Below are 26,707 nucleotides of genomic sequence, written 5' to 3'. Positions count from 1 at the left end.
GTCTGTGGCATTGGGGCAGCCGCCTGTGCCCACCACGGTGTAGCGGAAGGTGTAGGTGCCGGGCAGCGTCAGGTTCCCGGCGGTGTTGCCGCTCAGGCTGGCGCTCGCTCCCATCGGCTGGCTTACCACACTCCAGCTACCCCCTGCGGGGGTGGGGGCCAGTGTGGCCGTGGTGCCGCATACGGCAGTAGCGCCGCTCTGGTCGGGGCCAGCATTGGCCGTGGGAACAGCCGTCGTGGTAATGCTCAGTACATTGCTGAAGGCCTCGGCTACGGGGGCAGCAGCATCGCGCACGCGGCGGCGGTAGTAGGTGGTGCCTGCGGCGGCTATCACCCCGGGGTCGTAGGTTTGGGCTGTTGCGCCTGTAATGTCTGTCCAGGGGCCGGTGCTGCTGGGCCCACTCTGCCACTGGTAGGCATAGGGGGCAGTGCCATTGCTGGCGGCAGCCGTGCTGGTAAAGGCAGCGGGGTCGCTGCCCGCGCAGATGGCCTGATTGGCGGCGATGGTACCGCCCTGTAGCGACAAGCGATCTACAATGTTGTTATCTGGACAATCCTGTGCAGTAGGAAAGAAGGTAGCCCCCCCCGCGTAGGTAGAAACCACCAGATTAAAACCGGGAAAGGACGGAGCGCTACCAGGTGAAAAGGTTATTGTAAAATCGAAAGAAGTTGGATTCTCGCAGAATAGAGCAGTGTTCCTGAAGAAATAAGCATCGTACTGGTTTACGGAAGCCGCAGAGCAGCCTGGTCCAAAAGGGGGGCCAGTGGTAAGGGCTGCCGTCAGGCTGCTGGCATCCGGAGGGAGCGTGGGCACACCGGGTATGGTGGTGGCTACATTCGTAACGCTCCAGTCGCTGGGCATATCCACACCCACATACGCAAGAAAATCGGCCACACCGCAATCGAAGCCCGATTCGTCTTCAAAATCCACGCGCACAACCACATTGAAGGGTGTTCCAGCCGTGTAGGAGGAGGGTTCGGAGATGATCCGCTGGTTCGAAAACTGCGCCCTCGCCGAAAAGGCCCCTAGGAAGCAGGCAAGAAATAAGAACAGGAACAAGCGCCGAAAACGGAATGAATAAGGCTGCATGGCAGAAGTTAAAATACGATTTAAAACCTTCAGGCTTTGGCAAATTTCAAAATACGAGGCATCGGGAGCAACAATCTGTACAGCTGTGTGCTGTATGCAGGCTGCACTCCCACGCTCCAACGCCCAAAAATAGGAATACTTGCAAGGATTTTCGCTACCAGATGGCTGAATGGGAAAAAACAGTGCCTGAATCGTTCGAAAAACAAAAAAAAACTGCTTCCTCCGCCGGATGTGTGGCAGCATGGCGGGGCCGCGCACGCCAAGACTCTGTACCTTTGCGGCTATGATGTTTCGGGGATACGAGGCCGTTATCGGCCTGGAGATACACGCACAGCTCAGCACCGCGAGCAAGATTTTTTCGTCCGACGCGGTGGGCTTTGCCGGCGCACCCAATACGCGCATTAGCCCGCTCAGCCTGGGGCTACCGGGGGTGCTGCCGGTGCTGAACCAAAGAGCCGTGGAGCTGGCCATCCTGATGGGGCTGGCCACCCACTGCCAGATAGCCGAACACTGCCATTTTGCACGCAAAAACTACTTCTACCCCGACCTGCCCAAGGGCTACCAGATCAGCCAGGACAACACCCCCATCTGCCGGGGCGGCTACCTGGCCATCCGCACCGGCGAGCGGGGCGAGAAGCAGCACGTGGGCATTACCCGCATACACCTGGAAGAGGATGCCGGGAAAAGCCTGCACGACCAGGACCCCTTTGAGAGCCTGATAGACCTGAACCGCGCAGGCGTAGGCCTGATAGAAATAGTGAGCGAACCGGACATGCGCACGCCCGAGCAGGCCGCCGCCTATGTGGGCGAGGTGCGAAAGCTGGTGCGCTACCTGGGCGTGTGCGACGGAAACATGGAGGAGGGCAACCTGCGGGTGGATGTGAATGTGAGTGTGCGCAAGCCCGGAACCCCCCTGGGCACCCGCACGGAGACGAAGAACGTAAACTCCATAAGCAACGTAAGCAAAGCCATAGCCTACGAGATAGACCGGCAGATAAACCTGCTGGAAGCAGGCGAGGCCGTACAGCAGCAAACGCGCACCTGGGATGCCGTGGCGGGCAAAACTACCCTGCTGCGCGATAAGGAAACGGCGGACGACTATCGCTACTTTGCCGAGCCCGACCTGCAGCCCCTGCACATTGGCCCAGACCTGCTGGAGCGGCTACGCGCCCAGCTGCCCAGCCTGCCCGAGGCCCTGTACACACGCTATACGCAGGAGCTGGGACTAAGCGACTTCGACGCGGGCCTGCTGACGGAGGGCAAGACCTACAGCGACTACTACGAGGCTGTGCTGCAGCACACCGAGAACCCCCGGGCAGCAGCCAACTGGATGAACGGGCCGATAAAAAGTTACCTGAATGAATATGCCATCGAGCTGGAGGCCTTCCCCCTCTCCCCCGAAACCCTGGGGCAGCTGATACACCTGATAGATGCCGGAAAAATAAGCCACAGTGCCGCCAAAGACCAGCTGTGGCCCGCCCTACTGCAGCAGCCCAGCGCCGCGCCCGATGCCCTGGCCACCGAGATGGACCTGCTGCTGGAAACCAACACGGCACAACTAACGGTTATGATAGCCGAAGTGCTGACACAGAACCCGGATAAGGTAGCTGCCTATCGCAGTGGCAAAACGGGCCTGCTCGGTTTCTTTGTAGGCCAGATCATGCGGGCAAGCGGCGGCAAGGCAGACCCCAAGGTAATTAATGAACTAATCCTACAGTCCCTGGCCGAAGACCAGCCCGTATAGCCAGGCTATCTTGCCCACCGTATCCCCGCCTGTTTTCGTTTATTATACCAACCCATCATCTACCTTCCATTTATGTTACCCCTCCACTCCCTTGTCCTTCTTGTACTTGCGTTTCTATCCGCCTGCAGCCAGGCAGCACACAGCGCACACGGGGCCAAGGCACACCGGCTGCAGCTACAGGGCCAGATAACGAACTATAGCCAAGACAGTATCTTCCTCTACCAGGCCATAGGCAGCTACTACGAGCCGCTGGGTGCAGCTGCCATGCAGGCCGATGGCCGGTTTAGCCTACAGGCTAGCGTACCGCATGCGGGTGGGTACTTTTTGGGCACCCTGGCAGACCAGAACCAGCTACAGGGTACCCTGCTGCTCATCGATACACAAGGCCAAATTGAGCTTACTGCCGATGCCCGCACCTGGGCCACCACGTACAAAGACGATGCGCTAAACACGGCGGCCCAAGACTTTGTACGCCAAACCCAACTGTGGCAGCAGCAGCAGCAGCAGCTGGCACAGCAGTACATGCAGCTGGCGCAGCAGGACCCAAGCCGGGCGCAGGGCGCAAAGGCAAAGCTAGACTCGCTGGCACAGGTGCAGGTGCGCTACCACCAGGGCTACCTTGAGCGGAAAGACCTGCTGGGCACCCTGGCAGTGCTGTACTACTTTGCCCCCTACCAGGCCAAGGCTGGAGAGGAGAACAACCCAGAGGCCCAAACCGCCTATTTCAAATCCGAATTTTTGCGGCGGGTGCCCTTTCAGGCCGAAGAGCTGGGGTACATGCCCATGTTCTACCAGCGTGTACGCAGCTATGTAAGCAGCCTGATGGGCAGCTACGGCCAGCCAATAGACGAGGTGGAAAAAGCCCTGCAACCCTATGCGGAAAGCCTGAAGCCGGGAAGCCGGGCGCATGAGGTGTTTATGCTGGCAGCACTGGACGGCGCGGCAGACCCAAATGTACAGGATCAGCGCCCCGACTTTACCGAGCTGTACTACCGCCTGGGCAAGCAGTACCTGCAGGCCTACCCAAACACACACTTCTCGGCCAATGTGCAGAAGAACCTGACCTACATAGCGGGTATGGTGCGCGTAGGTGGGCAGGCCCCGGAGATAGAAGAAGTGAACCCGAATGGCAAAACCTACCGGCTGAGCGACCTGAAGGGGAAAGTAGTACTCATAGACTTCTGGGCCAGCTGGTGCGGCCCCTGCCGCCGCGAAAACCCCAGCGTAGTGGCCATGTACAGTCGGCTGAAAGATCAGGGCTTCGAGATCTTCAGCGTAAGCCTGGACAAGGAAAAGGACAACTGGGTAAAGGCCATTGAGCAAGACAAGCTGACATGGCCCTACCATGTGAGCGACCTGGGCTTCTGGCAGAGCAAGCACGCCCGCGCCTACCAGGTAAACTCCATCCCCAACACCTTCCTGCTAGACCGGCAGGGCAGGGTAGCCGCCATAGGCCTGCGGGGCGAGCAGCTGGAGGCCCGGATCCAGGAACTGCTGGCAGAAAAATCCAAATAAACTATTCGCCCTACCACGAGGACCCGTAGGAGTGGGCTAAGCCCATGCGGGCCCGCCGTGAAGTGGAGATATGGGCCTGGGCACTACCCTGAGCAATGTGATGTATAGATCCCTTCTAAAGCCGTTTTTTTTCGGGCTGGACGCAGAGCGCGCCCACCTGCTGGCGCTGCGGCTGGCAGGCAGCCCACTGGGCCGCCTGGTACCCGGCCAGGATGCCAGCCAGTACCCGGCGCTGGCCACTCAGGCCTTCGGACTTTCGTTTCCCAACCCCCTGGGGCTGGCGGCGGGCCTGGACAAGGACGCCCGCCTGCTGCCATTCTGGCAGCGCCTGGGCTTTGGCTTTGTGGAGGTGGGTACCGTAACCCCCAGGCCACAGGTAGGCAACCCCAGGCCGCGTCTGTTCCGGCTACCGAAGGACCAGGCTCTGCTAAACCGCATGGGCTTTAACAATGAGGGCGTGGAGGCCATGGCCAAGCGCCTGGAGCAGCGGCCCCAGGGGCTGATAGTGGGGGCAAACATCGGCAAGAACAAGGATACCCCCAATGAGGAGGCCGTGCAGGACTATGTACGCTGTTTCAGCCGGCTGCAGGCCCTGGCCGATTATTTCGTGGTGAATGTGAGTAGCCCGAACACCCCGGGCCTGCGCCAGCTGCAGGGCAGGGAGGCCCTGGTGCAGATACTGGGCAGCCTGCAGGCACTCAATAAGCTGGGCAAACCCATTCTGCTAAAAATTGCGCCAGACCTGACCGAGGAGCAGCTACAAGAGATCGGCGAAGTAGTACGCGATACCGGCACTGCGGGCCTGATTGCCGGAAACACTACCCTATCCCGCGCGGGCCTGCACACCGCTGCCAGCCAGGTAGAGGCACTGGGGGCGGGCGGCCTGAGTGGGGCACCCCTGTGTGCACGTGCCCAGCAGATAGCCGAGCACCTGGCCCCGCAGCAAGTTCCATTTGTGGGCGTAGGGGGCATACTGGATGGCCCCACGGCCCATGCGCGGCTACAGGCCGGTGCCAGCCTGATACAGGTATATACGGGCTTCATATATGCAGGCCCGGGCCTTGTGCCGCAGATACTGGCCTACCTGAATGCACGGCTACACGGCCCCAAGAGCTAGCCCAGCAGCGGGGTGGCCCAGTGCTCGGGCAGGTGGATGCTGCCCGAGCAGACAGCCACACGGGCACCGGTAACAGCGGGCAGCACGGTGGGCTGGCGCAGCAGGGCCCGCAGGCCCAGGAAGCCGAAGATGTAGGCTTCCTTGAAGTCGATAATGCGCGGAGAAGGGAGCGATGGTGTGATGCGCAGGGCGGCTAGCCGCTGGGCCAGGCACTGCAGCAGGAAGCTGTGATGCGCCCCACCCCCGGTTAGCAGGATGCTACTGTCGTGTATGCCATAGCGGTCCAGCTCTGCCACCAGGCGGCTGGCCACATGCTGGCACCAGGTGTGCAGCACATCTGCCACCTGCGCGCGGTAGGGCTCCAGCAGGGGTAGCACCTCGGCTAGCATAAACTCCCGGCCCAGGCTACGGGGTGGCGGCAGGTAGTAGAAGGGGAGCCGCTCCAGCTGCTCATACAGCAGCGGTAGTAGCTGGCCCTGCGCTGCCAGCTGGCCCCCTTCATCAAAAGGGAGGTCGGGCCTGGCCCAGTGCAGCACCTCGTTCAGCACCATATTGCAGGGTGCCAGGTCGTAGGCCACATAGGGTTTAGGGCCTTTTTGGGTAAACAGCTGCCAGCCTGCCCCCTGGGGTGCAAAAGCGCTCAGGTTGGCTATCCCGCCCAGGTTCAGGAACAGGGCATGCTCAAATAGCAGCTGCTCGCCCAGGGGTACCAGGGGGGCTCCCTCGCCTCCCTGGGCCACATCACGCGCCCGCAGGTTGGTCACCAGGGGGCAGTCCAGGTACGTTACCAGGGTTTCGCCATCGCCTATCTGTAGGCTAAAGTGCTGCGCCTTGGGCTGGTGAAACACGGTGTGCCCATGGGCACACGCCCACTGGGGCTTCAGCCGGTGCCGCACCACAAACTGGCGGAGCAGTAGGCCCTGCAGGTGGCCATAGTCCGTGTGCAGCTTGGCCAGCGCCTCGCCACCCAGCTGGGGTGCCGTCATCAGCCGGTGGTGCCAGTCGTCGGTGTAGGGCAGGGTTTCAGCCTCCAGTATCTCGCCCTGCCAGGCATCGCCCTGCTGCCGGTAGCGTGCATAGCACACATCCAGCCCGTCTCCGCTGGTGCCACTCATCAGGCCCAGGCCCTCGTATTCTTTCATGCCGTGTATTGAAACTCTTAGGTAGCGTCTGTAAGCACAGGCAAGCCCTCCAACTTGTGGCCCAAAGCGCAAAGGAGCCGGGAGCCCTAATAGGCGCGGGCAAACACCACGCGCTGCCTGCTGGGCTGGCCACTGTAGATGCAGGTGCCTGCCTCTGCCGGCTCATCCAGCGGTATACAGCGGATGGTTGCCTTGGTTTCGTCCTTTATCTTCTGCTCCGTCTCGGTAGTGCCGTCCCAGTGGGCGCGGATAAAGCCCCCGGCTTCCAGCTTCTGCTTGAAGTCTGCGTAACTGTCGGCAGTATACGTCTGTGCCTGCATACGGCTACGGGCTCTGTCCAGCAGGCTCTGCTGGATCTCCTCCAGCAGAGCTGCCAGCCGCTGGGCCAGGCCCGGCAGGGGCAGGCTTTCCTTGGTTAGCGTATCGCGGCGGAAGACCTCTGCCACGCCATTCTCCAGGTCGCGCATGCCTACGGCCAGGCGCAGGGGCACCCCCTTCAGCTCCCATTCGGCATACTTCCAGCCGGGGCGCTTGGTGTCGTCATCGTCCAGCTTTACGGTATAGCCGGCGGCGCGCAGCTCGGCTATCAGCGGGGCCAGCTGCTGGCCTATGTGGGCCAGGTCTTCCAGGCTCTTGTACACCGGCACCACCACCACGTGGATGGGTGCCAGGCGGGGGGGTAGCACCAGCCCGTGGTCGTCGCTGTGGGTCATCACCAGGGCACCCATCAGGCGGGTGCTTACGCCCCAGCTGGTGGCCCACACGTACTCGGGCTGCTGCTCGCGTGTCAGGTAGGTTACATCAAACGCCTTGGCAAAGTTCTGACCCAGGAAGTGGCTAGTGCCAGCCTGCAGGGCCTTGCCGTCCTGCATCAGGGCCTCTATGCAGTAGGTCTCTTCGGCACCGGCAAAGCGCTCATTCGCGGTCTTGATGCCCTGCAGCACGGGCATAGCCATGTACTGCTCGGCAAAATGGGCATACACCTTCAGCATCTGCTCCGCCTCGGCTATGGCCTCGGCGCGTGTGGCGTGGGCGGTGTGTCCCTCTTGCCACAGGAACTCGGAGGTGCGGAGGAAGAGGCGGGTGCGCATCTCCCAGCGCAGCACGTTGGCCCATTGATTGATCAGCAGGGGCAGGTCTCGGTAGCTCTGTATCCAGTTTTTGAAGGTACTCCAGATCACCGTCTCGCTGGTGGGGCGTATAATGAGCTCTTCCTCCAGCTTAGCCTCGGGGTCCACCACCACACTTTTGCCGTCCGGGCTGGTCTTCAGCCGGTAGTGGGTTACCACGGCACATTCTTTGGCAAATCCCTCTACGTGCGCCGCCTCCTTGCTCAGGTAGCTTTTGGGGATCAGTAGCGGGAAGTAGGCATTCTGGTGTCCGGTTGCCTTGAAGGCATCGTCCAGTATACGCTGCATCTTCTCCCATATCGCATAGCCATAGGGCTTGATCACCATGCTGCCCTTTATGCCGCTATGCTCGGCCAGATCGGCCTGTACCACCAGCTGGTTGTACCACTCGGCATAGTCCTCGGCACGTGTACTCAGGTTTTTTGCCATATCTTTGGTGTGTTCTATTGGGCAAATTTGCAACGAAAAGCACTGGAAAGAAACTATGGTATGGTTATTGCACGTATTTCATAGAGATGCCTGTGCATACATACGGGAACGCAAAGAAAAATACACCAAGAGATGAGAACGTACCTGATCATAAAAATATGTGCCCTGGGCCTGCTGGCAGCACCCCTGCTAGCCCCCCTGGCTGTGCGGGCGCAGGACGACGTATACGCCGCGCCCAGCGACCGAAAGGAAAAAGACAAGGGCAAAAGCAAGCGAACACAGAAACAGGAGGCCGAGGACCGCAAAGCCAAGGCCTATGGCGACATGGATGAAGACCTGAATGAGCTGGACGATGAGCTGAACGGCCGCGACAAGCAGGCCGAGCCTGCACCCGCCGAGGATAACCCGAACGGGACCGGGTACAAGGATGATGTGCAGGGCCAGCCGGACAGCCGAAACCATAACTATGAGGCCGAACAGCGCTATGAGGCCAACCAGGCCGACAAGTATGAAGGAGATAATGGCAACGGCGAGCGCTACTACAACGAAGAGGCCGAAGAAGACCTATACTATACCAACCAGATACGCCGCTGGGATAACCCCACGGTGGTATACGTAATGCCGGGGCCGGACCCCGTCTTCAACCCCTACTGGCACCACCCCTACTGGAATGACCCCTGGTATGGCTGGCGCAGGCCCTACTATGGCTCAGGTGTGTCCGTATCCATTGGCTACGGCTGGGGCTGGGGGGGTGTAGGCTACGGCACCGGCTGGGGATACCGGCCGTGGGGCTGGGGCAACCCCTACTACAGTGGCTGGTACGACCCCTGGTATGGCCCCGCCTATCATGGTGGCTACTACGGCGGCTACTACCACCGTGGCTACTATGGCTACACCACCAAGTATGCCAGCCCACGTGGGGCCGGCAGCCGCAACGTGTACCGCGGCAGCACCAACCCAAGCTACAACACAGGGGTGGGCAAAACAACCAGTGGCGGACGGGCCGTGCAGTACAACACGGGCGGGGGCAGTGGGGCCGAACGTGTGGGCACCAACAGCCGATCCAACTACAGCAGCCCGCAAAACCGCGCCAACCAGTACAAAACCACTACGCCCACACGCAGTGCCAGCCCAGGTGGGGGCACCGCGCCCAGCCGCAGTACCTATACGGTGCCGGGCCGTAGCAGTACGCCCAGCCGCACCTACAGCCCCAGCCGAAGCGTACCCAGCCGTAGCTACACGCCCAGCCAAAACAAAACGACCCCCACGCGCACCTATACACCGGCACCTAGCAGGCCTGCACCCGCCAACAATGCGCCTAGCCGCACCTATACACCCAGCAGGCCCTCGTACACGCCCAGCCGACAGGCACCAGCGCGCACCGCGCCTAGCCGCAGTAGTGGGGGTGGGGGCCGAGGCCGATAAGCCTGTGTGTATGCCCACCGCCGTGTACCGCACTACCCTACCTGTCCACACACCTTTTCTGCTTTTACCCGCTTGATATATGAAACGCATCCTCTGTATACTGGGCTGCCTGATGACCTATGCGCAAGCCCAAACCCTGCAAGACGCACACCGCTTCAACCAGATGAACCCTACCGGCACGGCCCGTAGCCTGGGCATGGCCGGTGCCTACACCGCTGTGGGGGCCGACTTTACCAGTGCCACCCTGAACCCGGCGGGCCTGGGCTTGTATCGGGGGTCCGACATCAGCATAAGTCCCTACCTGAATATCTCCAGCAGCAACACCGACTACCTGGATGTAAGCGGCAGTGATAGCCGCGCCCTGCCGGGCATCGGCAGCTTCGGCCTGGTGTTTACCAATACCGAACCTGCGGGGCAGCTCAAAAGCTGGAGCTTTGCTGTGGGCTACAACCAGCTGGGCAACTACCTGCGCCGCGCTACGGTAACGGGCTTCAACGTCTTCAGCAGCTTTAGCCACGACCTGGCAGAGCAGGCAAATGGAATACCCGAGGCGGACCTATTCAAAGACCCGGGCTATGTGTACGGCGCCACCGAGCTGGCAGACATGGCGTACAACACCGGCTTCGATGCCACGGTGAATGGCAACCAGCAGCAGTTTGTGTACCTCATCGGCCCCGCGCCCGATTATGATGAAAGTACTGGCAACTACGTGTATCAGGGGGCCTTTGACATTGCCCAGATCGAGCAGACGGTGGAGTACCGTGAGCGGGGCCGCCACAATGAATGGGCCTTTGCCTGGGGGGGGAATTATGACGACAAGTTCTACTTCGGGGCCAAACTGGGCATCAACGACCTGAGCTGGCGCCAAACCCGCACCTATACCGAGCGGGATGTAAACCGGGTGAACGAGCTGGACCCGGATGACCTGGCCATACTGCCCATAGACCAGCTGCAGTACGAGCAAGAGGTGCGCACCAGTGGGGTGGGCGTAAATGCCAGTGTGGGCTTTACTTACCAGCCCATACGCCAGCTGCGCATGGGCCTGGCCCTGCACAGCCCTAGCCTGCTAAGCATGCGAGACCGCTTCAGCACCAGCCTGAGCCTGCGCGACGACTTTGGCAACCAGGACACCAAGGCCAGTGCCGAAAACGAGTTCAACTACCGCATGGTACTGCCTTACCGCCTCAACTTTGGCACCATGTACCTGATCGATAAGATTGGCCTCCTGTCCGCCGATGTGGAGTTTACGGACTACCGGGTAACTAACCTGCGCAGCACCGAAGACCTGGACCCCAACCCGGGGGCCACCCGCGCTGTCTTCAGCGGGCTGAACCGGAGTATAGACAACTTCTTCGACTACGGCCTGAACTTTCGCATCGGGGCAGAGTTCCGCGTGGCCGAGCAGTTCTACATCCGGGGAGGCTATGCCTACTACGCCAGTGTGTACAATGAGAAGGGCCGCCGCTACCTGGATACCCAGGGAGACCTGCAGCACATGATGGACAGTCGGCAGTTTATAACCGGAGGCCTGGGCTACCGGGCCGAGAGTGGCGTGTACCTGAATGTGGCTGGCATGTACCGCATACAGGACGACCTGGCTACCACCTATGTATCCGATAATTTTGCCAACAATGCCTACATCCAGGAAAACCTCCTGACCATTATGACTACGGTGGGCATCTACTTCCGCTAGACCCGGATACCCATACGCACACACAGAAGACAGCCCTGTATGAAGAAACGGTGTAGAAAATTCATGTATGAATTGACCGTTTCGGCCTCCGAATCGTTAGCTTTTTTAGACCAATGCCCGTACCTTTATATTCGGCAATCTGAATAAACCCGAAAAGAGAACGCGTATGAAGCCTCTTTATGCACTTTTCCTATTCGCAGGCCTGCTAGCAGCTACATCGAGCGGCTGGGCTCAGCGCTTCGCTTATCCTGAATATGCGGGCTTAAGGGACGAGCCGCAGGTGCAGACAGGCACCGAGCTGGCATACGTGCTGAACCAGTCTGCCCCGCCCGCCACCCGGGCGACAGACCAGAGCCTGACCGGAGGGCTGGGCCAGCCCTACCCGAATCCGGCGAACCAGTTTGCCACCCTGCAGTACGAGCTGCAAAACGGTTTTTCGGCGGCCACCGTACGGGTGTATGACATGCTGGGCAAGGAGGTTGAGAAATTTGTACTAGAGCAGGCCAATGGTTCGTTGCGCCTAAGTGTAAAGAACTATCAGCCGGGCATCTACTTCTGTAGCCTGGAGGTGGCAGGTAAAATTGTACAGTCGCGCAAGCTCATTGTATCAAGATAAGCGCCGGGCTACGATCAGCACCCCCGGCCGGGCTGGCAGGCTGAAACTGAGGGTCTGGCTGTAGGGAGTTGTGGTGCCTCCTCTTCGGTAGTGCCGGGTGCGGGGCAGATGCAGGCAGCGGGGTGTAGCTTGTGCGCCCGTGTATCTGCCACACGCAACAAAAGCCGGGCCCAATGGGTGCAGGGAGAAAACCAGGATACCTAGCAGGAACAAGCCTACGCCCACTGGTGGCGGGCTTGGCAATGGGTATTTTTCTGGGCCTGGCACTGTGCCCCATGCGCCCTGTGCAGGCGCAGACCCTGAAAAACTGGGCACCCCTGCCAGATAGCCTGCCCGAGGCCCTGGCGAAGGCGGCAAGACGACAGAAGGGGAAACCCCTGGAGGGGCTGGCTGGCCGCCTGCTAGACAGCTGGCAGCAGCTAGGCTACCTGGAGGCACAGATAGATAGCCTGATGGTGCCCGACAGCACGGGCAGGCGGGTGATGCTGCTGGCCCGGCCCGGCCCCCGCTACTGGCTGGATAGCCTGGAGGTACTAGGGGCCGACCCCGGCCTTATCCGCGAAGCAGACCTGGACAAGCCCGGCCCCTACCGCCCACAGCTGCTGCAGCTGCGGCTAGATGCCCTGCTGGCGCTATACCAGCAGCTGGGCTACCCCTTTGCGCGGGTAGAACTACGAACGCTGCACTACCAGCCCACAGCACAGGGCCGCCAGCCGGGCTACAACGTGCGGCCGCAGTATGTGCTGCACCCGGGCAAGCGCTACTACATCAGCGAGATAGAGATTGTGGGAAACATACGCGAGCGGCCCCAGCTGGTGCACAACCTGATACGCCTGCGGCCGGGCGATGTGCTGGCACGCGACCGCGTGGAGCAGATCCCGATCCTGATGGACAACCGAATCTACTTCCAGAACACCCAGGCACCCCGCATTTTCTACAGCCCAGATAGCGCCCGGCTGCGGATAGAGACCACAGCCCGAAAGGCCAACCGCTTTGAGGCGGTAGTGGGCTTTCTGCCTCCCCGGGAAGAGGGCGAGCGCCTACAGTGGACAGGCTCGGGCAACTTCCGGCTGGTGAGCCCCTTCCGCGCGGGCGAGGTCATCAGCCTGAAGCTGGAACTACTGCCAGACCAGAGCCAGAACCTCGATTTTTCCTTTCGCTACCCCTACCTGCTGGGCACCCCCCTTAGCGGGGCCTTCGGCTTCAGCCTACTGCGGCGCGACACCACTTTTCTGAACCGTACCCTGAGCCTGGAGGGTTCGTATCAGTTTACCCCCTACCTCACCGGCCTGTTTACCTACCGGCGCTTTGTTTCACGCCTGCTCAGCACCACCGCCTTCCGCCGGGTGGTGTGGCCCCCCCCACCAAACCTGGACTCGGATAACACGCTGTACGGCGTGGGCTTCCGCTACACCCGGATAGACTACCTGCTAAACCCCCGAAAGGGCTATGAGCTGGGTTCGGACCTCGCCGTGGGCACCAAGGAGTTTGGCCGTCCCGCAGGCCTGGATAGCCTGGACGTAACCCGCCTGCTGGAGCGGCAGCCCCGGCAGGAGCTACGCCTGTTTGCCACTGCCTACCTGCCCATGCAGGCCTTTACCTGGGTACTGGGGGCACGCTACTTCTGGCTGGGCTTGGAGGAGTATTACCAGAATGACCTCAGCTTTATCGGCGGGGCTAGCTCCCTGCGCGGCTTCAACGAAAATCAGTTTCTGGTGAGCCAGTACCTGCTGGGCAATGTGGAGCTGCGCCTGCGCCTGAGCCGGGATGCCTACATGGGCCTATTTGCCGAAGGGGGCTATATGGAGCGCACGGTGCTGGATGATCGCACCCCCATCCAGCCCATTGCCACCGGCCTGGCCTTCAGCCTGCCCACCCCCGCCGGCCAGCTGCTACTGAGCTATGCTGTGGGCACACTGCCCGGCCTCCCCTTCGCTCCGGATCGGGGCCGGGTGCACCTGGGCCTGGCTGCCCAGTTCTAAGCCAAAAAAGCATTGCAACATTCACCTATTTTAGCCTAACTTGAACGTTGTTCTACCATGCTGGTATCTTTCTTGCAGATTCTGAACGGCGTTATGCGTGTGCTGGTGCTGGGGTTATTCCGGTTTTATCAGTATGCCCTTAGCCCACTATTCCCTGCGGCCTGCCGCTATACGCCCACCTGTAGCGAGTATGCCGTGCAGGCTGTGCGGGCACATGGCTGGGCGCGGGGCTGCTGGATGGGCATACGCCGGATAGCCCGCTGCCACCCCTGGGGTGGGCATGGCCATGATCCGATACCTGCACCCAAAAAATTGTCATGAAAAAGCTACGTACACCCCTCTTTATCGCACTGCTAGCCGGTGCGGCCCTGTGGCTGGCCTTCAGGCCAGGCGACCACTATTTCGAGATCAGCAAAAACATAGACATCTTTGGCAAGGTACTGCGCGAGGTAGACAACAACTATGTGGATGACATTGAGCCAAACGAGTTCATCCGCATCGGCCTGGACGCCATGCTATCCAGCCTGGACCCCTATACCACCTACATCAGCGCCAGCGAGATAGAGGACTACCAGTACCAAAGTACCGGGCAGTATGGCGGCATTGGGGCCATCATTACCAAGCGCAACCAGAAGATAATGGTGCGCGAGTGCTACCCAGACCGACCGGCGTACAAGGCGGGCCTGCGGGCAGGAGACGAGATCCTGCAGATAGATGGCCAGGCCGTAGACGGCACCACCCTGGGCACCCTGGATGTGCGGAACCTGCTGCGGGGCACCCCGGGCACCAGTGTAAAACTGCTGGTGAACCGCATACAGGAGGCCAAGCCCCTCGCGGTAGACATCACCCGCGAAACCATCAAGGTGAACAATGTGCCTTACTATGGCATGGTGAACGACGAGATTGGCTACATCAGCCTATCCGGCTTTACCAAAGATGCAGGCAGCGAAGTGGTGCAGGCCCTGACCGCCCTCAAAAAGAATGAGCGGCTAAAAGGCGTGATCCTGGACCTGCGCGGAAACCCGGGCGGACTGCTATTCGAGGCCATAAACGTAAGCAATGTGTTCATCCCCAAGGGCGAAAAGGTGGTGGAAACCCGAGGGAAGATGGAAGGTAGCTTCCGCCGTTTCTTGGCCGAGAATACAGCCATCGACACCCACATCCCGCTGGCTGTACTTATAGACGGGCATAGTGCCAGTGCCAGCGAAATTGTGAGCGGGGTAATGCAAGACCTGGACAGGGCCGTAATCATAGGCCGCCGCAGCTACGGAAAGGGCCTGGTGCAGACCACCCGCCCCCTTAGCTACCGCAGCCAGATAAAGATGACCACCAGCCGCTACTATACCCCCAGTGGCCGCTGCATACAGGCCATAGACTATAGCCACCGGGAAAAGGGGGGTAGCGTGGTAAAAATAGCCGACAGCCTGCGTAGCACCTACTATACCCGAAACAAACGGCCGGTAACCGATGCCGGCGGCATATTTCCAGACATCATCGTGCCCAGAACCCGGTACCACCAGATAACCCAGGAACTGGTGAGCAAGGACCTGATCTTCGACTTCGCTACACAGTATCACCGAAACCACCCGGAGATAGGCCCTGCACGAGACTTCCGGGTAACGGACGAACTGTATCAGGCGTTTGTAGCCTATGTAGCGGCCGCCCGCTTCGAGTACGAAAGCCGCTTTGCCCAAGAGCTGAAGAACCTGGAGAAGATGCTGGCTGAAGAAAAATACTATGCAGCTGTAAAACCCGCCTACGACCAGCTGGCACAAACCATTACATTGCAGAAGCAGCAAGACATTCAGGACTACAAGGAGGAAATCAAGCTCATCCTGCGCGAGGAGATCGCACGCCGCTACTACAACCAGGCGGGCTTTATTGAGGCCGGTTTTAGCGAGGACCCCTATATACAAAAGGCGGTGGAGGCACTAAGCATCTCCACCACCTATGCGCAGCTGCTGGATGGCAGCCTGCGGCTAAACCAGAACCTGGAAGAGGCGGTGGATGATGAGAAGCAATCTACCATGCGCGAATCCGATGAGTAGGCAGAAAAGGTTGGCCCCAGCCATAACCCCGGCCCGCACTACTCCGTAAGTAAGACAAACGGAAAGCTGATTTTGCAGCTGGCCGCTTTCTGCATTGCGTCCATACCTGGTCTACATAAACTACTGGTTGAAAATATGGCACTTGGCACATTACTAAAAACAACCACCAGAGGGCTACACGATACGCTTGTAAAAAGTGAGCTAGGCAGACTGATGGCCCAGAAGGAGCTAAGGGCGGAAGACCTGACAAAAACGCTGCTGAAGTACTATGGCATGCACCGGGTGCTGGAGGCACACATTGCCCAGTCGACAGACTGGCCCATCCTGCCCATGGACTATGCGCCCAGCAAGCGCGTGCACGACCTGGAGGCCGACCTGAAGCGAATAGGCAGCAGCCACGAAAAAGCACCCCTGCCCGACTGGGAACTCCCCCCCGAGCGCAAGCAGAAAGGCTGGGGCCTGGGGGCATTCTATGTACTGGAGGGGTCGCGCCTGGGTGGCATACACATACACAGGCAGCTGGCTAGCCGAACGCCACCCATTCAGCTTGACTACTTTGACCAACCACAGGAAGAGACAGACAGCCTGTGGCAGGCAATACAACAAAAACTGGCAGCAGCCGAAGACGATGGAAGTGCAGACCAGGTAGCCGCTGCCGCCACCTATACCTACCAGCTGCTGGCGGGCTGGCTATAGCCATAGCCCGCCAAAACCAGGCCAACCAACGACCAAACGAGATAGAACATGAGAGTAAAGCTACAACAACAGCAGCAACGGTACGACCTGCACAACTGCGAGAAGGAGCCGATCCACATTCCCGGCTTTATCCAGAGCCATGGTGTGCTGCTAGCCATGGAGGCCGATACGCTGGTGATAAACCAGGTGAGCGGAAACACCCGCAGCTATATCCACCTGGCCCCCGAAGACCTGCTGGGCCGCCCCCTCAGCAGCATCCTCTCCGAAGACCAGATAAACTTCCTGCACCGCACGCTGAATAGTGTACAGAAAGGAGCAGGGGGTACCCCCTATTATCTGTCGCATGTAGACTGGGGACGCTTTGGGCTATGGAACATCAACCTGTTCCAGCAGGATGGGCTAATTATCCTGGAGATGGAGCCCAGTGCCTACGATCCGGACGAAATGTTTGGCGGACAGTTCAGCCAGCTCAATGAGGCTTTTACAAACCTGCAAGACATAGAGGGCGAGCAGCACTTTTGCCAGGCCGTGGCAGATGAGATCCGATCCATCACCGGCTATGACCGGGTGATGATCTACAAGTTTGACCACGAATGGAATGGCGAGATCTATGCCGAGGCCAAACGGGCAGACCTACAGCCCTTTTTGGGCATTCACTATCCGCACACGGATATACCGGTCCAGGCACGCGAGCTGTATCGGCGCAACGTAATCCGCATGATACCGGACATACACTACGACCCCGTGCAGCTAGTGCCCATGCTAAACCCGGCCACCCAAAAGCCACTGGACCTGAGCCTGAGCACTCTGCGGGCTGTATCGCCCCTGCACATTGAGTACCTGGGCAATATGGGGGTAGTGGGCACACTGGTCATTAGCCTCTTCCTGAATGGCGAGCTGTGGGGCATGGTGGCCTGCCACCACTACAGCCCCTACTACCTGGGGGCGGTGGCCCGCCGGAAGGCGCTTCTCATTGGCCAGATCTTTAGCCTCATGCTGAAGGAAAAGCTGCTGGCAGCCCAGCAGAAGGCCGAGAGCCAGTCTAAAAGTATCCTGACTGGCATGCTGGAGCGCCTGCTGCGCACCGAAAATTACTGGACGTCCATCTCTGCCGAGCTGGACAAGCTAATGGGGCTGATGGAAGCACATGGCTGCATACTGGTGCACGGAGACCGCCAGGCGCATGAGGGCAGCGTACCCAGGCTAGAGCAGCTGAGTGCCCTGATGGAGCGGGTACCCGAGCTGGTGAAGTCGACAAACTTCTTCGCCACCTACAGCGGCCAGCATATACCCCAGCTAAGAACACGAGAGGATGTTTTGCTGCCTGGCTTCATGGCCCTCCCACTCAGCAGCTTCGATCATTCTTACTTGCTGTTCTTCCGCAAGGAGCAATCACAGATCGTATACTGGGGCGGAGACCCACAGCATGCAAAGGTGGAAGAAAAAACGGGTGAGGATGAGCCGGGCATTCGGCTGTCTCCCCGCAAGTCTTTTGCGAAGTGGAAGGAAGAGGTGAAGGGACAATCCAAACCCTGGACTGACTGGGAAGCAACCCTGGCCCAGGAGGCCCGAAACCTGCTGCTAACGCTGTTGGCCCACCACGCCCAGCGGCTGGAGAACAAGCGTATGCAGCTGGAAGAGAAAACCGCCCAGCTGGAGTTTATGCACGAGGAGGCACGTGCCTTTGCCGAAAGCATAGGCAATGATCTAAAAGAGCCCCTGCAGGCCATAAGGGGCCTTGCCGAACAGCTGGAGAATGGACTGGCAGCCCCCCCACCCGCCAATGATGCCCTGCAAAACGTGCGGGCCGAGCAGGAGCTGATTGGAAACATAAAAAACCGGGCTGGCCAGCTGAGTGATATGCTGGAGCACCTGCTCAGGCTATCGAGCCTAAATGTGCAGCAAATGCAGGTGCAACCCGTAAACCTGGGACAGGTAATGCGTACGCTAATCATGGATGCGCAGCGCCTGTATCCGCAGCGAAAGATCAACTGGCATATGGAAGAGAACCTCCATACCATTGGAGACCCCATCCTGCTGAAAATGCTCATGCAGAACCTGCTGAGCAATGCCCTGAAGTTTACCCAAGAGCGCGAAGTGGCCGAGATATCCTGTGGTAAGCTGGAGCACAACGGGCGTACCGTGTTTTATCTAAAAGACAACGGCATTGGTTTCTCTGACCACCGGATGCAGGAGCTGTTTGTACCGTTTCGACAGCTGCATGACGATAGTAAGTATCCCGGCCATGGCATTGGGCTAGCTACTGCCTACCGCATTGTGCACCGCCACAAGGGGCGGATATGGGCCGAGAGCAAACCCCACATGGGAGCCACCTTCTACTTTAGCCTGTGGGAACGGCCACCGGAGGCGTAGACAGGCTGGCAGCAGTGTACTGACTGCAACGACAAGTGGACAAAAAACGCGGGCTGCCTATGTGTATGAACAGGCAGCCCGCGCGTTTGTATCAGAACTGGATGGATACCCCTTATCCGATGTACTTCTTTATATCCGAGCGCCAGTCCCACTCATTCAGGAAGTTTGTACTGAACTTACCCTCCTGAAACTGCTTGTTGTGCATCAGCGCCTTGTGGAAAGGAACGGTAGTTTTGATGCCCTCTATCACGAGTTCATCCAGCGCGCGGGTCATTTTTTCTATCACTTCCGCGCGGCTGAAGGCCGATACGATCAGCTTGCCGATCATGGAATCGTAATAGGGCGGTATGGTGTAGCCCGCGTACACATGGCTATCAAAGCGTACGCCATGGCCTCCGGGGTTGAACATATTGGTGATTCGGCCGGGGCTAGGGCGGAAGTCATTCATGGGGTCTTCTGCGTTTATCCGTACCTCCATGGCAAAGCGGTCGGTGGGTAGGTAGTGCCTACCAGACACTTTTTCGCCTGCGGCTACCTTTATCTGCTCCTTGATGAGGTCGTAGAAGAAGATTTCCTCCGTTACCGGGTGCTCTACCTGGATGCGGGTATTCATCTCCATGAAGTAGAATTTTCCGAATTTATCCACGAGGAATTCCACGGTGCCCGCACCTTCGTACTTCACACTTTTTGCGGCAGCCACAGCAGCCTCACCCATCCGTTTCCGCAGGCGTGCATCCACCACGGGGCTGGGGCTTTCCTCCACCAGCTTCTGGTGTCGGCGCTGCACGCTACAGTCGCGCTCGCTCAGGTGGCTTACGTTGCCATACTGGTCGCCCATCACCTGGATCTCCACGTGCCTCGGTTCCTCTATGTACTTCTCCATGTACATACCATCGTTGCCAAAGGCAGCTTTGGCCTCCTGGCGGGCACTATCCCAGTTTTTTTCCAGCTCGTCATCCTTCCAGATGATGCGCATACCGCGCCCACCACCACCAGCAGTGGCCTTGATGATGACCGGGAAGCCAATCTCGGCAGCTACCTTCCGGGCTTTAGCCAGGCTATCCAGCAGCCCGTCCGAACCGGGCACTACCGGTACTCCCGCCTTCTTCATCGTAGCCTTGGCCGTGGCCTTGTCTCCCATGGTGTTGATGATCTCGGGCGGACTGCCTATAAACTTGATACCATACTCGCGGCACACCTCGCTAAACTTGGCATTCTCGCTCAGGAAGCCATAACCGGGATGAATGGCATCTACACCAGTCAGCTCAGCAGCACTAATCAGGTTGGGAATGCAAAGGTAGCTATCCTTGCTGGCGGGCGGGCCTATACATACGGCCTCGTCGGCAAAGCGAACGGGCAGGCTGTCTTTATCGGCCGTAGAGTATACCGCTACGGTAGATATCCCCATCTCCTTGCAGGTGCGGATGATGCGTAGCGCTATCTCGCCCCTGTTGGCGATCAATATTTTCTTAAACATAGGCGCTTAGGCAAGTTCTACTTCAAACAGCGGCTGGTCGTACTCCACGGGGCTGGAGTCTTCTACCAGTATCTTCACGATCTTGCCACTTACCTCGCTCTCTATTTCGTTGAAAAGCTTCATTGCTTCCACGATACACAGCACCTGTCCCTGGCCTATGCTGTCGCCCACTTTTACAAAGGTAGGCTTGTCTGGAGAGGGTTTGGTGTAGAAGGTACCAATCATGGGGCTCTTGATCACATGTGCCCGGGCACTACCGCCGGATGCTGCCTTGGGCGCATCCTCGGCAGGGGTGGCGGCAGCTGCCGAGCTGCCGGCTACCTGGGGTGCTACTACGGGCTGTGCCGCTAGCAGCTGGGGCATATCGGCACTGTGTAGCACGTGTGCAACCGGGCCCTGGCCACCACGTTTCACCACGAGCTTGAAACCTTTATCTTCGATTTCTACCTCGGTAAGGTCCGACTTGTTTACAAGCCGGAGGATTTCTTGAATTGATTTGATATCCATGCCCGAATTTTTTGGAATAGGGTTAGGGGGAATACTATGCTTTTACACGCTCCATGTACGCCTTGGTGCGGGTATCGATCTTGATCTTATCGCCAATGTCTACAAACAGAGGTACGCGCACCTCGGCACCGCTCTCTACGGTAGCGGGCTTCAGGGTGTTGGTGGCGGTATCGCCCTTTATACCTGGCTCCGTGTAGGTTACCTCCATGGTTACAAAGTTGGGAATCTCCACCGTCAGCAGCTGTTCGTCGTCTACATTTACCATTACCTCGCATTCAGCACCCTCTTGCAGGAATTCTGCCGCCTCTATCAGGTGTGACGGAACGGGTATCTGCTCAAAGCTTTCGCTGTTCATAAACTGGAACTCATCTCCATCCTGATACAAGAACTGGTACTTGCGGCGCTCTACCCGCACGTCTTCCAGTTTTGCGCCACTGGGAAAAGTGTTCTCCAGCACGCGGCCGGTAGTAAGGCTGCGTAGCTTGGTACGCACAAAAGCAGCCCCCTTTCCGGGCTTTACGTGTAAAAATTCAACGACCGAATAGAGGTCGTTGTTAAAGCGGATCACCAGTCCGTTGCGGATATCTGCCGTAGAAGCCATAAGTGAATGATACGTTTGGGCTGTGAAATTAAGACTTTTTCTGAAGCGGCTAGTAGTTGTAGTAGTGTATAGCCTTCAGGATGTGGCCGGGTGCAGGGGCTGCACTCAGGTAACGGCTCGCTTTCAGGTCGTACAACTTTAGCGAGTCTCGGGCGGTGTACACCAGCCTGCTACCCCAGCTATCCAGCGCCAGGCTGTATACGCTGTCGGGAATACTAAGCGGCACTTGGTCCTGGCGCAGCCGGCCATTTACCACAAACAGATCGGCCAGAAATGCGGTCTCGTAGGGATCCTTCAGCAGGCTGCTGAGGGCAAAGTGCTGGTAGTCCACAGCCACCGGTGCAGATAGCTCTCGGCTATTGGCGCTCATCTCCTGCCGCAGGTAGCGGTCGGGCGCCTGCTGCAGTACCGTGGGGTTAAAAGCGCGGCTCAGCTGAATATCCACAGGAAAATTGGCCAGCAGGGGGCTGCGTTCTTCGGTCAGGGCCTTTTCGTTTACCACAGCCAGGTGCCAGCCATCGGCCTGCTCATTCAGCACGTAAAAGCGCTGGGCGGCATAAATACCCTTCTGGTAACGTCCGACCGTAAGGCCGATGTTTGTCTGCCTGTCTCGGCGGTACTCGATAAACTGTGCGCCACCTGCCCCGGCTGCCAGCACGCCCTTCTCGCCATCTGTTACCGAGGTGGCGTAGAGCGAATAGCGGGCCGTCTCACGCTGCTCTTTCAGGTTGATCCTGCGTACCAGGCGCTGGTTGGGCACGGCCAGGTATAGGTAGTCTTCGTGCCAGGCCAGGTCTGTTATGCTATCTGCCAGGGGGGGCTGGCCGTAGTCGTACGGGAATATGCCCGACTCGGATGCCTGGTAGAGTATTGTTTTTCCGTCGGCCTGCTGCACCAGTACGAGGCTGAAGCGGTACTTGGGCACAAATTTTTCATCGTTATCAAAGCCATTGCAGGCCAGCAATAGCATGGAGCCTACCAGTGCCACCAGGCGCGTCAGGGCAGGGCGTCCCACAGGCCATCCTGAGAACTGAACTGCCGAGCAGCAGCCTGCCCGCTCCCCACCTGGGCGCATGGGGCTAGCCGCCATAGGCCCACTTGAGGTACACCCCCCCCCAGGTGAAGCCACCCCCAAAAGAGACCAGCAGGATATTATCTCCGCGCCTAAGCTGCGACTCATAGTCCCACAGGCACAGGGGCAGGGTTGCATCGGTGGTGTTGCCATAGCGGGTAATGTTCACCATCACGCGCTCCATGGGCATCTCCATGCGCTGGGCTACGCCCTCTATAATGCGCATGTTTGCCTGGTGGGGTACCAGCCAGGCTATGTCCTCCTTGCGCAGGCTATTGCGCTGCAGCAGGGCCTCGGCAGCATCTATCATACCTGGTATGGCTCGCTTGAACACGGCACGCCCTTCCTGATAGATGTAGTGTTCCTTGGCGTTCACGCTTTCCATGCTGGGCGGCTTCACACTGCCGCCTGCCTTCATATGCAGGTACTTGAAGCCACTGCCGTCGCTAAAGTTTGCAAAATCCAGGATGCCTACGCCCGATTCATCCGGCTCCAGCAGCAGGGCTCCGGCCCCGTCGCCAAAGATGATACAGGTATTGCGGTCTTGGTAGTCCACAATCGAGCTCATCTTGTCTACGCCCACAATGACCACTTTTTTGTATCGACCAGACTCAATGAACTGCGTGGCTGTGGAAAGCCCGAATAAGAAGCCGCTACAGGCTGCCTCCACATCATAGCCCCAGGCTCTGGTGGCACCTACACCCTCGGCTATAATAGATGCAGTAGAAGGAAAGACATGGTCCTTCGTTACGGTACTGCAGATAATCAGGTCTATCTCCGTAGGGTCCAGGGCGGTTTTCTCCAGCAAATTCTGTACTGCACGTATGCCCATGTAGCTGCTACCCAGGCCCTCGCCCTTCAGGATGCGGCGCTCCACGATTCCGGTTCGCTCGCGTATCCACGCATCGGTGGTGTCTACCATGGTTTCCAGCTCCGCATTGTTCAGCACATAGTCAGGCACGTATCCACCCACTCCTGTTATACTTGCGCGTATTGGCATTTTCCTGATATCTAGATCTGAATGAAGTGTGCCAAGCTACGGTATACCCCTGTGATATGCAAGGGGCCGAGGCCGGAGCCCTGGGGCACGGATTATTTCTCGGTTCGAAGAAAAAACATTGGGTCTAGCTGGTAGCACGGCTCGCCAGCCCCTCCAGCAAGGAGGGCATGCGGGTGAGCAGCTCGCTGCTGGATAACTCGGCAGCGCGATACACCATGTTCTCGAAGGCAAGAGCTGTGCTGCTGCCGTGCCCGATAAGCACATTACCCCGAACCCCAAGTAGGGGCAAGCCCCCTATGTACTCAAAGTTTATCTTCTCTAGCTGCTGATTATCTGGGGCATATTGCTTCAGATAGGGATAGAAACTCTCCAGTAGCTTGGTAATCACATTGCCAGTAAAGCCGTCGCATACGTATACGTCGGCAGTATTGCGGTTCAAGTCCCAGCCCTCTACGTTTCCGATAAAATTGAGGGTATCTGTGTGCTGAGCCAGCAGGGCGTGCGCCTGCTTTACGATTTGGTTTCCTTTGCTGGGCTCGTGGCCTACGCTGATGAGCGCCACACGCGGCCGCGCTATGTGGTACACCTCGCGCATATAGGCGCTGCCCAGGTAGGCAAACTCCAGCAGATAGTCTGGCTTTACGTCGGTATTGGCACCACAGTCCAGCAGCAGGCTATACCCATCGTTGGTGGGATAAAAACCCGCAATGCATGGCCGATGAATGCCTGGATAGAGCTCTAGTAGATATACACTGCCTACTGTAAGGGCACCGGTATTACCTGCACTGATAAACGCGTCGAGCTTGCCTGCCTTCAGGTGCTGTAGGCCTACGGAGATGCTACTATGCGGCTGCAGGCGCATGGCCTGGGCCGGGTGGGCATCCATGGCTATCATATCCGGACAGTGAACCAGGCCAAGATTGGCCGGCGGCCGGCCACTGAGGGCTGCGAGCAGGGGCTCTACTTCCGCCTCGGGTCCATACAGAATCAGCTCAATATCCGGGCGGGCAGCGCACGCGGCAACCGCACCATCAAAGGCAGCTGTGGGTGCCAGATCACCCCCTACTACATCCAGGCCAATACGCATAAGAGAGCGCGAACGGAGGGGCTTATTCGTCCTCGCCCTTCATCATCTGGCGCCCGCGGTAGTAGCCGCTCTCCAGATTTACACGGTGGTATAGCGTAGCCTCGCCACTCACGTTGTCGATGTAAAAAGGCTTAGGCGTGATTTTATCGTGCGTACGGCGCTTGTCTCTACGGGTACGGCTTATTTTACGTTTGGGATGTGCCATGGTGCAAAGTTAAGATTTATCGCGCTATTCTTCTTCGGTATCTCGTAGTTTTTTGAGTGCCTCCCAGCGGGGGTCGGTTTTGGGCACGGTTTCGTCCTGGGGTTCTATGGCTGCCTCTGCTACTTCCTGGGCCTCGGCCAGCAGTGCTTTTACCTTGTCGTCTGCCAGGCAGCCAAAGCCCGGCTGCTCACACGGAGCCTTTCTATACGGCACCTGCAGGCTCACCAGGTCGTAAAAATCCTGCGACAGGTCCAGGTAGTGCATGTTACGGGTAACGAACACGATCTCTGCATCCTCCAGATCCTTCAGCCCCTCGTCAAAGGTGTATACAATGCGATGCGAAAGCGAGAGCGATTGTGCATAGGGCTGCAGGCAGCGGTCGCAACCCAGCGTGAGCAAACCCTGAAAATCAAAGCGGGCATCCAGCAGGCGGTCTGTTTTTTCCAGCAGCACACGCACCTTCACTGTGGCCCCGGCAATGGCATCCGAATCCTCAAAAAAGGCTGTATCCAGCTCAAAATCAAAGGCATTAGGGCCCAGCTTGAGCTTGGGTAGTTCGATTTGGAAAGATGCCGACAAAACGAATTTTGAAAAACAGGGCTACAAAACTAGGAAAAAACCAATCACCCCAGCACTGGAAAACACGAGGGCACGCCATTGCAAAAAAATGTGCAACTTTGGCTCCGGCCTAGCCTTAGCCACTCGTTTTAGCCCTTGGCCCCCTATCACCACCGTATGGTCCCCTACCTGTCAGCGCCCAGCCGAAAGCTACTACATGATGGTGAGCAGATCAATAGCTTTGTGCAGGCTGATGGTTCACACATTGATTCCAAAACCATATCGGCCTTCGGAGAGGAATGGACAAAATTCAATCGTTTTTCTGAACAAGAGATTCAAAAGATTGGGTTAGAGTACTTCGATATCATACAGGCAGTGCATTGCTCGCCCGACTCCGTAGTGCTAGACCTAGGGTGTGGCAGCGGCAGATGGTCTCGCTATCTTGCGCCACATGTCCGGTTTATTGAGGCCATCGATCCCAGCAAGGCTGTCATTTCGGCTACACAGCTTAATAAAGACTTACCCAATGTTCGGGTAACACAGGCAGGCATCGACTACATTCCATTTTCGGATGAAAGCTTTGACTTTATCATGTGCCTGGGCGTGCTCCATCACGTGCCCGACACGGCAGAAGCATTAAAAAAGGCAGCAAGAAAGCTCAAAAAAAACGGGCATTTTCTGCTTTACATCTACTACAAGCTAGAAAACAGAGGAAAAATCTATCGTGCACTTTTCTACCTGACGAACATACTAAGAAAGGGCATTTCAAAGCTACCCAGGGTGGCCAAGCATTTTGTTTGCGACGCATTCGCTGTTACCGTATACCTGCCACTTATATTGCTCTCTCGCGTAGTTTCCGCCGTGGCAGGCAAGGCAGTGGGTTCAAAATTTCCACTTAGCTATTATCAGGATAAAAGCTGGCATGTTATCCGAAATGATGCATTGGACCGCATGGGCACACCGCTAGAGCAACGCTTTACAAAGGCAGAGATTTATGATATGATGAAGCAATCTGGCCTCGAAGACATTGTCTTCTCAGAGAACGCTCCATTCTGGCATGCAGTTGGGAAAAAGACCGGGGCATGAAGAGCGTGTTATTGGTACTTTCTCACTACCACGGACGCTCTCCTGGACAACGATATCGAATAGAACAATATATATACTTTCTGGCTGAGGCTGGCTTTGAATGTCAATCGAGTGT

23 protein-coding genes are annotated in these 26,707 nt (G+C 58.1%); 12 read left to right on the top strand and 11 right to left on the bottom strand.

The window, feature by feature from the left end:
* Nucleotides 1-936: hypothetical protein (locus LW884_03880; protein MCE3007472.1), on the bottom strand; the 936-nt coding region annotated here is incomplete at its 3' end.
* A gap of 436 nt (nucleotides 937-1,372) precedes the next feature.
* Here LW884_03880 and gatB point away from each other — a divergent pair.
* From gatB to LW884_03865, 3 genes are all read left to right on the top strand, one after another.
* Entirely contained in the window at nucleotides 1,373-2,833 is a 1,461-nt protein-coding gene (gene gatB, locus LW884_03875) for an Asp-tRNA(Asn)/Glu-tRNA(Gln) amidotransferase subunit GatB (GenBank protein MCE3007471.1), read from the top strand.
* Nucleotides 2,834-2,905: 72 nt separating this feature from the next.
* Nucleotides 2,906-4,348 (top strand): redoxin domain-containing protein, encoded by a 1,443-nt coding sequence (locus LW884_03870; GenBank protein MCE3007470.1) that lies wholly within the window; start codon nucleotides 2,906-2,908, stop codon nucleotides 4,346-4,348.
* A gap of 100 nt (nucleotides 4,349-4,448) precedes the next feature.
* Nucleotides 4,449-5,465, top strand: coding sequence for a quinone-dependent dihydroorotate dehydrogenase (locus tag LW884_03865; GenBank protein MCE3007469.1), 1,017 nt, complete (start codon nucleotides 4,449-4,451; stop codon nucleotides 5,463-5,465).
* Here the strand turns inward: LW884_03865 and LW884_03860 are convergent.
* Both LW884_03860 and proS read right to left on the bottom strand, forming a co-directional pair.
* Complete coding sequence (locus tag LW884_03860) at nucleotides 5,462-6,607, bottom strand: anhydro-N-acetylmuramic acid kinase (protein ID MCE3007468.1); 1,146 nt, start codon at nucleotides 6,605-6,607, stop codon at nucleotides 5,462-5,464. The two genes, LW884_03865 and LW884_03860, sit on opposite strands and share 4 nt — an antisense overlap.
* A gap of 86 nt (nucleotides 6,608-6,693) precedes the next feature.
* Nucleotides 6,694-8,166, bottom strand: a complete 1,473-nt coding sequence (gene proS / locus LW884_03855) for a proline--tRNA ligase (protein ID MCE3007467.1) — start codon at nucleotides 8,164-8,166, stop codon at nucleotides 6,694-6,696.
* A 132-nt stretch (nucleotides 8,167-8,298) separates the two neighbouring features.
* On the opposite strand from proS, the gene LW884_03850 reads away from it, so the two are divergent.
* The 8 genes from LW884_03850 (at nucleotide 8,299) to LW884_03815 (ending at nucleotide 18,999) form a co-directional block, all read left to right on the top strand.
* Nucleotides 8,299-9,591 carry a hypothetical protein gene (locus LW884_03850; protein MCE3007466.1) on the top strand — a complete coding sequence of 431 codons (1,293 nt, stop codon included), beginning with the start codon at nucleotides 8,299-8,301 and terminating at the stop codon, nucleotides 9,589-9,591.
* A 79-nt stretch (nucleotides 9,592-9,670) separates the two neighbouring features.
* A complete protein-coding gene (locus LW884_03845; protein ID MCE3007465.1) occupies nucleotides 9,671-11,284 on the top strand; it encodes a hypothetical protein in 1,614 nt (537 codons plus the stop codon).
* 166 nt (nucleotides 11,285-11,450) lie between these two features.
* On the top strand, nucleotides 11,451-11,900 hold the full coding sequence (locus LW884_03840) for a T9SS type A sorting domain-containing protein (GenBank protein MCE3007464.1): 450 nt from the start codon (nucleotides 11,451-11,453) through the stop codon (nucleotides 11,898-11,900).
* Between the two features lie 236 nt (nucleotides 11,901-12,136).
* Complete coding sequence (locus LW884_03835; GenBank protein MCE3007463.1) at nucleotides 12,137-13,882, top strand: hypothetical protein; 1,746 nt, start codon at nucleotides 12,137-12,139, stop codon at nucleotides 13,880-13,882.
* An 81-nt stretch (nucleotides 13,883-13,963) separates the two neighbouring features.
* Nucleotides 13,964-14,203 (top strand): membrane protein insertion efficiency factor YidD, encoded by a 240-nt coding sequence (yidD, locus tag LW884_03830; protein MCE3007462.1) that lies wholly within the window; start codon nucleotides 13,964-13,966, stop codon nucleotides 14,201-14,203.
* On the top strand, nucleotides 14,200-15,930 hold the full coding sequence (locus tag LW884_03825) for a S41 family peptidase (GenBank protein MCE3007461.1): 1,731 nt from the start codon (nucleotides 14,200-14,202) through the stop codon (nucleotides 15,928-15,930). Before yidD ends, LW884_03825 begins: the two co-directional genes overlap by 4 nt.
* Nucleotides 15,931-16,065: 135 nt before the next feature.
* A complete protein-coding gene (locus tag LW884_03820) occupies nucleotides 16,066-16,626 on the top strand; it encodes a biliverdin-producing heme oxygenase (GenBank protein MCE3007460.1) in 561 nt (186 codons plus the stop codon).
* 48 nt (nucleotides 16,627-16,674) lie between these two features.
* Entirely contained in the window at nucleotides 16,675-18,999 is a 2,325-nt protein-coding gene (locus tag LW884_03815) for an ATP-binding protein (protein ID MCE3007459.1), read from the top strand.
* Between the two features lie 112 nt (nucleotides 19,000-19,111).
* Here LW884_03815 and accC read toward each other — a convergent pair whose 3' ends face one another.
* From accC to LW884_03775, 8 genes are all read right to left on the bottom strand, one after another.
* A complete protein-coding gene (gene accC, locus LW884_03810) occupies nucleotides 19,112-20,476 on the bottom strand; it encodes an acetyl-CoA carboxylase biotin carboxylase subunit (protein ID MCE3007458.1) in 1,365 nt (454 codons plus the stop codon).
* 6 nt (nucleotides 20,477-20,482) lie between these two features.
* Nucleotides 20,483-20,983: an acetyl-CoA carboxylase biotin carboxyl carrier protein gene (gene accB, locus LW884_03805; GenBank protein ID MCE3007457.1), complete on the bottom strand. Its 501-nt coding sequence runs from the start codon at nucleotides 20,981-20,983 to the stop codon at nucleotides 20,483-20,485.
* Nucleotides 20,984-21,017: 34 nt separating this feature from the next.
* The gene (gene efp / locus LW884_03800; GenBank protein MCE3007456.1) at nucleotides 21,018-21,584 is read right to left on the bottom strand and encodes an elongation factor P; all 567 of its coding nucleotides are present in this window, start codon (nucleotides 21,582-21,584) and stop codon (nucleotides 21,018-21,020) included.
* 49 nt (nucleotides 21,585-21,633) lie between these two features.
* Nucleotides 21,634-22,599, bottom strand: a complete 966-nt coding sequence (locus tag LW884_03795) for a hypothetical protein (GenBank protein MCE3007455.1) — start codon at nucleotides 22,597-22,599, stop codon at nucleotides 21,634-21,636.
* A 64-nt stretch (nucleotides 22,600-22,663) separates the two neighbouring features.
* Nucleotides 22,664-23,656, bottom strand: coding sequence for a ketoacyl-ACP synthase III (locus tag LW884_03790; protein MCE3007454.1), 993 nt, complete (start codon nucleotides 23,654-23,656; stop codon nucleotides 22,664-22,666).
* 124 nt (nucleotides 23,657-23,780) lie between these two features.
* Complete coding sequence (locus tag LW884_03785; GenBank protein MCE3007453.1) at nucleotides 23,781-24,743, bottom strand: phosphate acyltransferase; 963 nt, start codon at nucleotides 24,741-24,743, stop codon at nucleotides 23,781-23,783.
* 22 nt (nucleotides 24,744-24,765) lie between these two features.
* Nucleotides 24,766-24,948: a 50S ribosomal protein L32 gene (gene rpmF / locus LW884_03780; protein ID MCE3007452.1), complete on the bottom strand. Its 183-nt coding sequence runs from the start codon at nucleotides 24,946-24,948 to the stop codon at nucleotides 24,766-24,768.
* A gap of 24 nt (nucleotides 24,949-24,972) precedes the next feature.
* Entirely contained in the window at nucleotides 24,973-25,527 is a 555-nt protein-coding gene (locus LW884_03775; protein ID MCE3007451.1) for a DUF177 domain-containing protein, read from the bottom strand.
* Between the two features lie 156 nt (nucleotides 25,528-25,683).
* On the opposite strand from LW884_03775, the gene LW884_03770 reads away from it, so the two are divergent.
* Nucleotides 25,684-26,592 (top strand): class I SAM-dependent methyltransferase, encoded by a 909-nt coding sequence (locus tag LW884_03770; GenBank protein MCE3007450.1) that lies wholly within the window; start codon nucleotides 25,684-25,686, stop codon nucleotides 26,590-26,592.
* Nucleotides 26,593-26,707: the final 115 nt, after the last annotated feature.

The sequence above is a fragment of the Bacteroidota bacterium genome, assembly GCA_021300195.1.
Taxonomy (GTDB): Bacteria; Bacteroidota; Bacteroidia; order J057; family JAJTIE01; genus JAJTIE01.
This window is presented reverse-complemented; position numbering and strand designations above follow the sequence as displayed.

Bases quoted from the DNA above. Each gene is read 5' to 3' on its own strand.
- LW884_03870 (MCE3007470.1), top strand. From the start codon at position 2,906: ATGTTACCCCTCCACTCCCTTGTCCTTCTTGTACTTGCGTTTCTATCC.
- LW884_03815 (MCE3007459.1), top strand. From the start codon at position 16,675: ATGAGAGTAAAGCTACAACAACAGCAGCAACGGTACGACCTGCACAAC.
- rpmF (MCE3007452.1), bottom strand. From the start codon at position 24,948: ATGGCACATCCCAAACGTAAAATAAGCCGTACCCGTAGAGACAAGCGC.
- LW884_03840 (MCE3007464.1), top strand. From the start codon at position 11,451: ATGAAGCCTCTTTATGCACTTTTCCTATTCGCAGGCCTGCTAGCAGCT.
- LW884_03865 (MCE3007469.1), top strand. From the start codon at position 4,449: ATGTATAGATCCCTTCTAAAGCCGTTTTTTTTCGGGCTGGACGCAGAG.
- LW884_03790 (MCE3007454.1), bottom strand. From the start codon at position 23,656: ATGCCAATACGCGCAAGTATAACAGGAGTGGGTGGATACGTGCCTGAC.
- LW884_03820 (MCE3007460.1), top strand. From the start codon at position 16,066: ATGGCACTTGGCACATTACTAAAAACAACCACCAGAGGGCTACACGAT.
- accB (MCE3007457.1), bottom strand. From the start codon at position 20,983: ATGGATATCAAATCAATTCAAGAAATCCTCCGGCTTGTAAACAAGTCG.
- efp (MCE3007456.1), bottom strand. From the start codon at position 21,584: ATGGCTTCTACGGCAGATATCCGCAACGGACTGGTGATCCGCTTTAAC.
- LW884_03845 (MCE3007465.1), top strand. From the start codon at position 9,671: ATGAAACGCATCCTCTGTATACTGGGCTGCCTGATGACCTATGCGCAA.
- gatB (MCE3007471.1), top strand. From the start codon at position 1,373: ATGATGTTTCGGGGATACGAGGCCGTTATCGGCCTGGAGATACACGCA.
- LW884_03860 (MCE3007468.1), bottom strand. From the start codon at position 6,607: ATGAAAGAATACGAGGGCCTGGGCCTGATGAGTGGCACCAGCGGAGAC.
- LW884_03850 (MCE3007466.1), top strand. From the start codon at position 8,299: ATGAGAACGTACCTGATCATAAAAATATGTGCCCTGGGCCTGCTGGCA.
- LW884_03770 (MCE3007450.1), top strand. From the start codon at position 25,684: ATGGTCCCCTACCTGTCAGCGCCCAGCCGAAAGCTACTACATGATGGT.
- proS (MCE3007467.1), bottom strand. From the start codon at position 8,166: ATGGCAAAAAACCTGAGTACACGTGCCGAGGACTATGCCGAGTGGTAC.
- LW884_03785 (MCE3007453.1), bottom strand. From the start codon at position 24,743: ATGCGTATTGGCCTGGATGTAGTAGGGGGTGATCTGGCACCCACAGCT.
- LW884_03825 (MCE3007461.1), top strand. From the start codon at position 14,200: ATGAAAAAGCTACGTACACCCCTCTTTATCGCACTGCTAGCCGGTGCG.
- accC (MCE3007458.1), bottom strand. From the start codon at position 20,476: ATGTTTAAGAAAATATTGATCGCCAACAGGGGCGAGATAGCGCTACGC.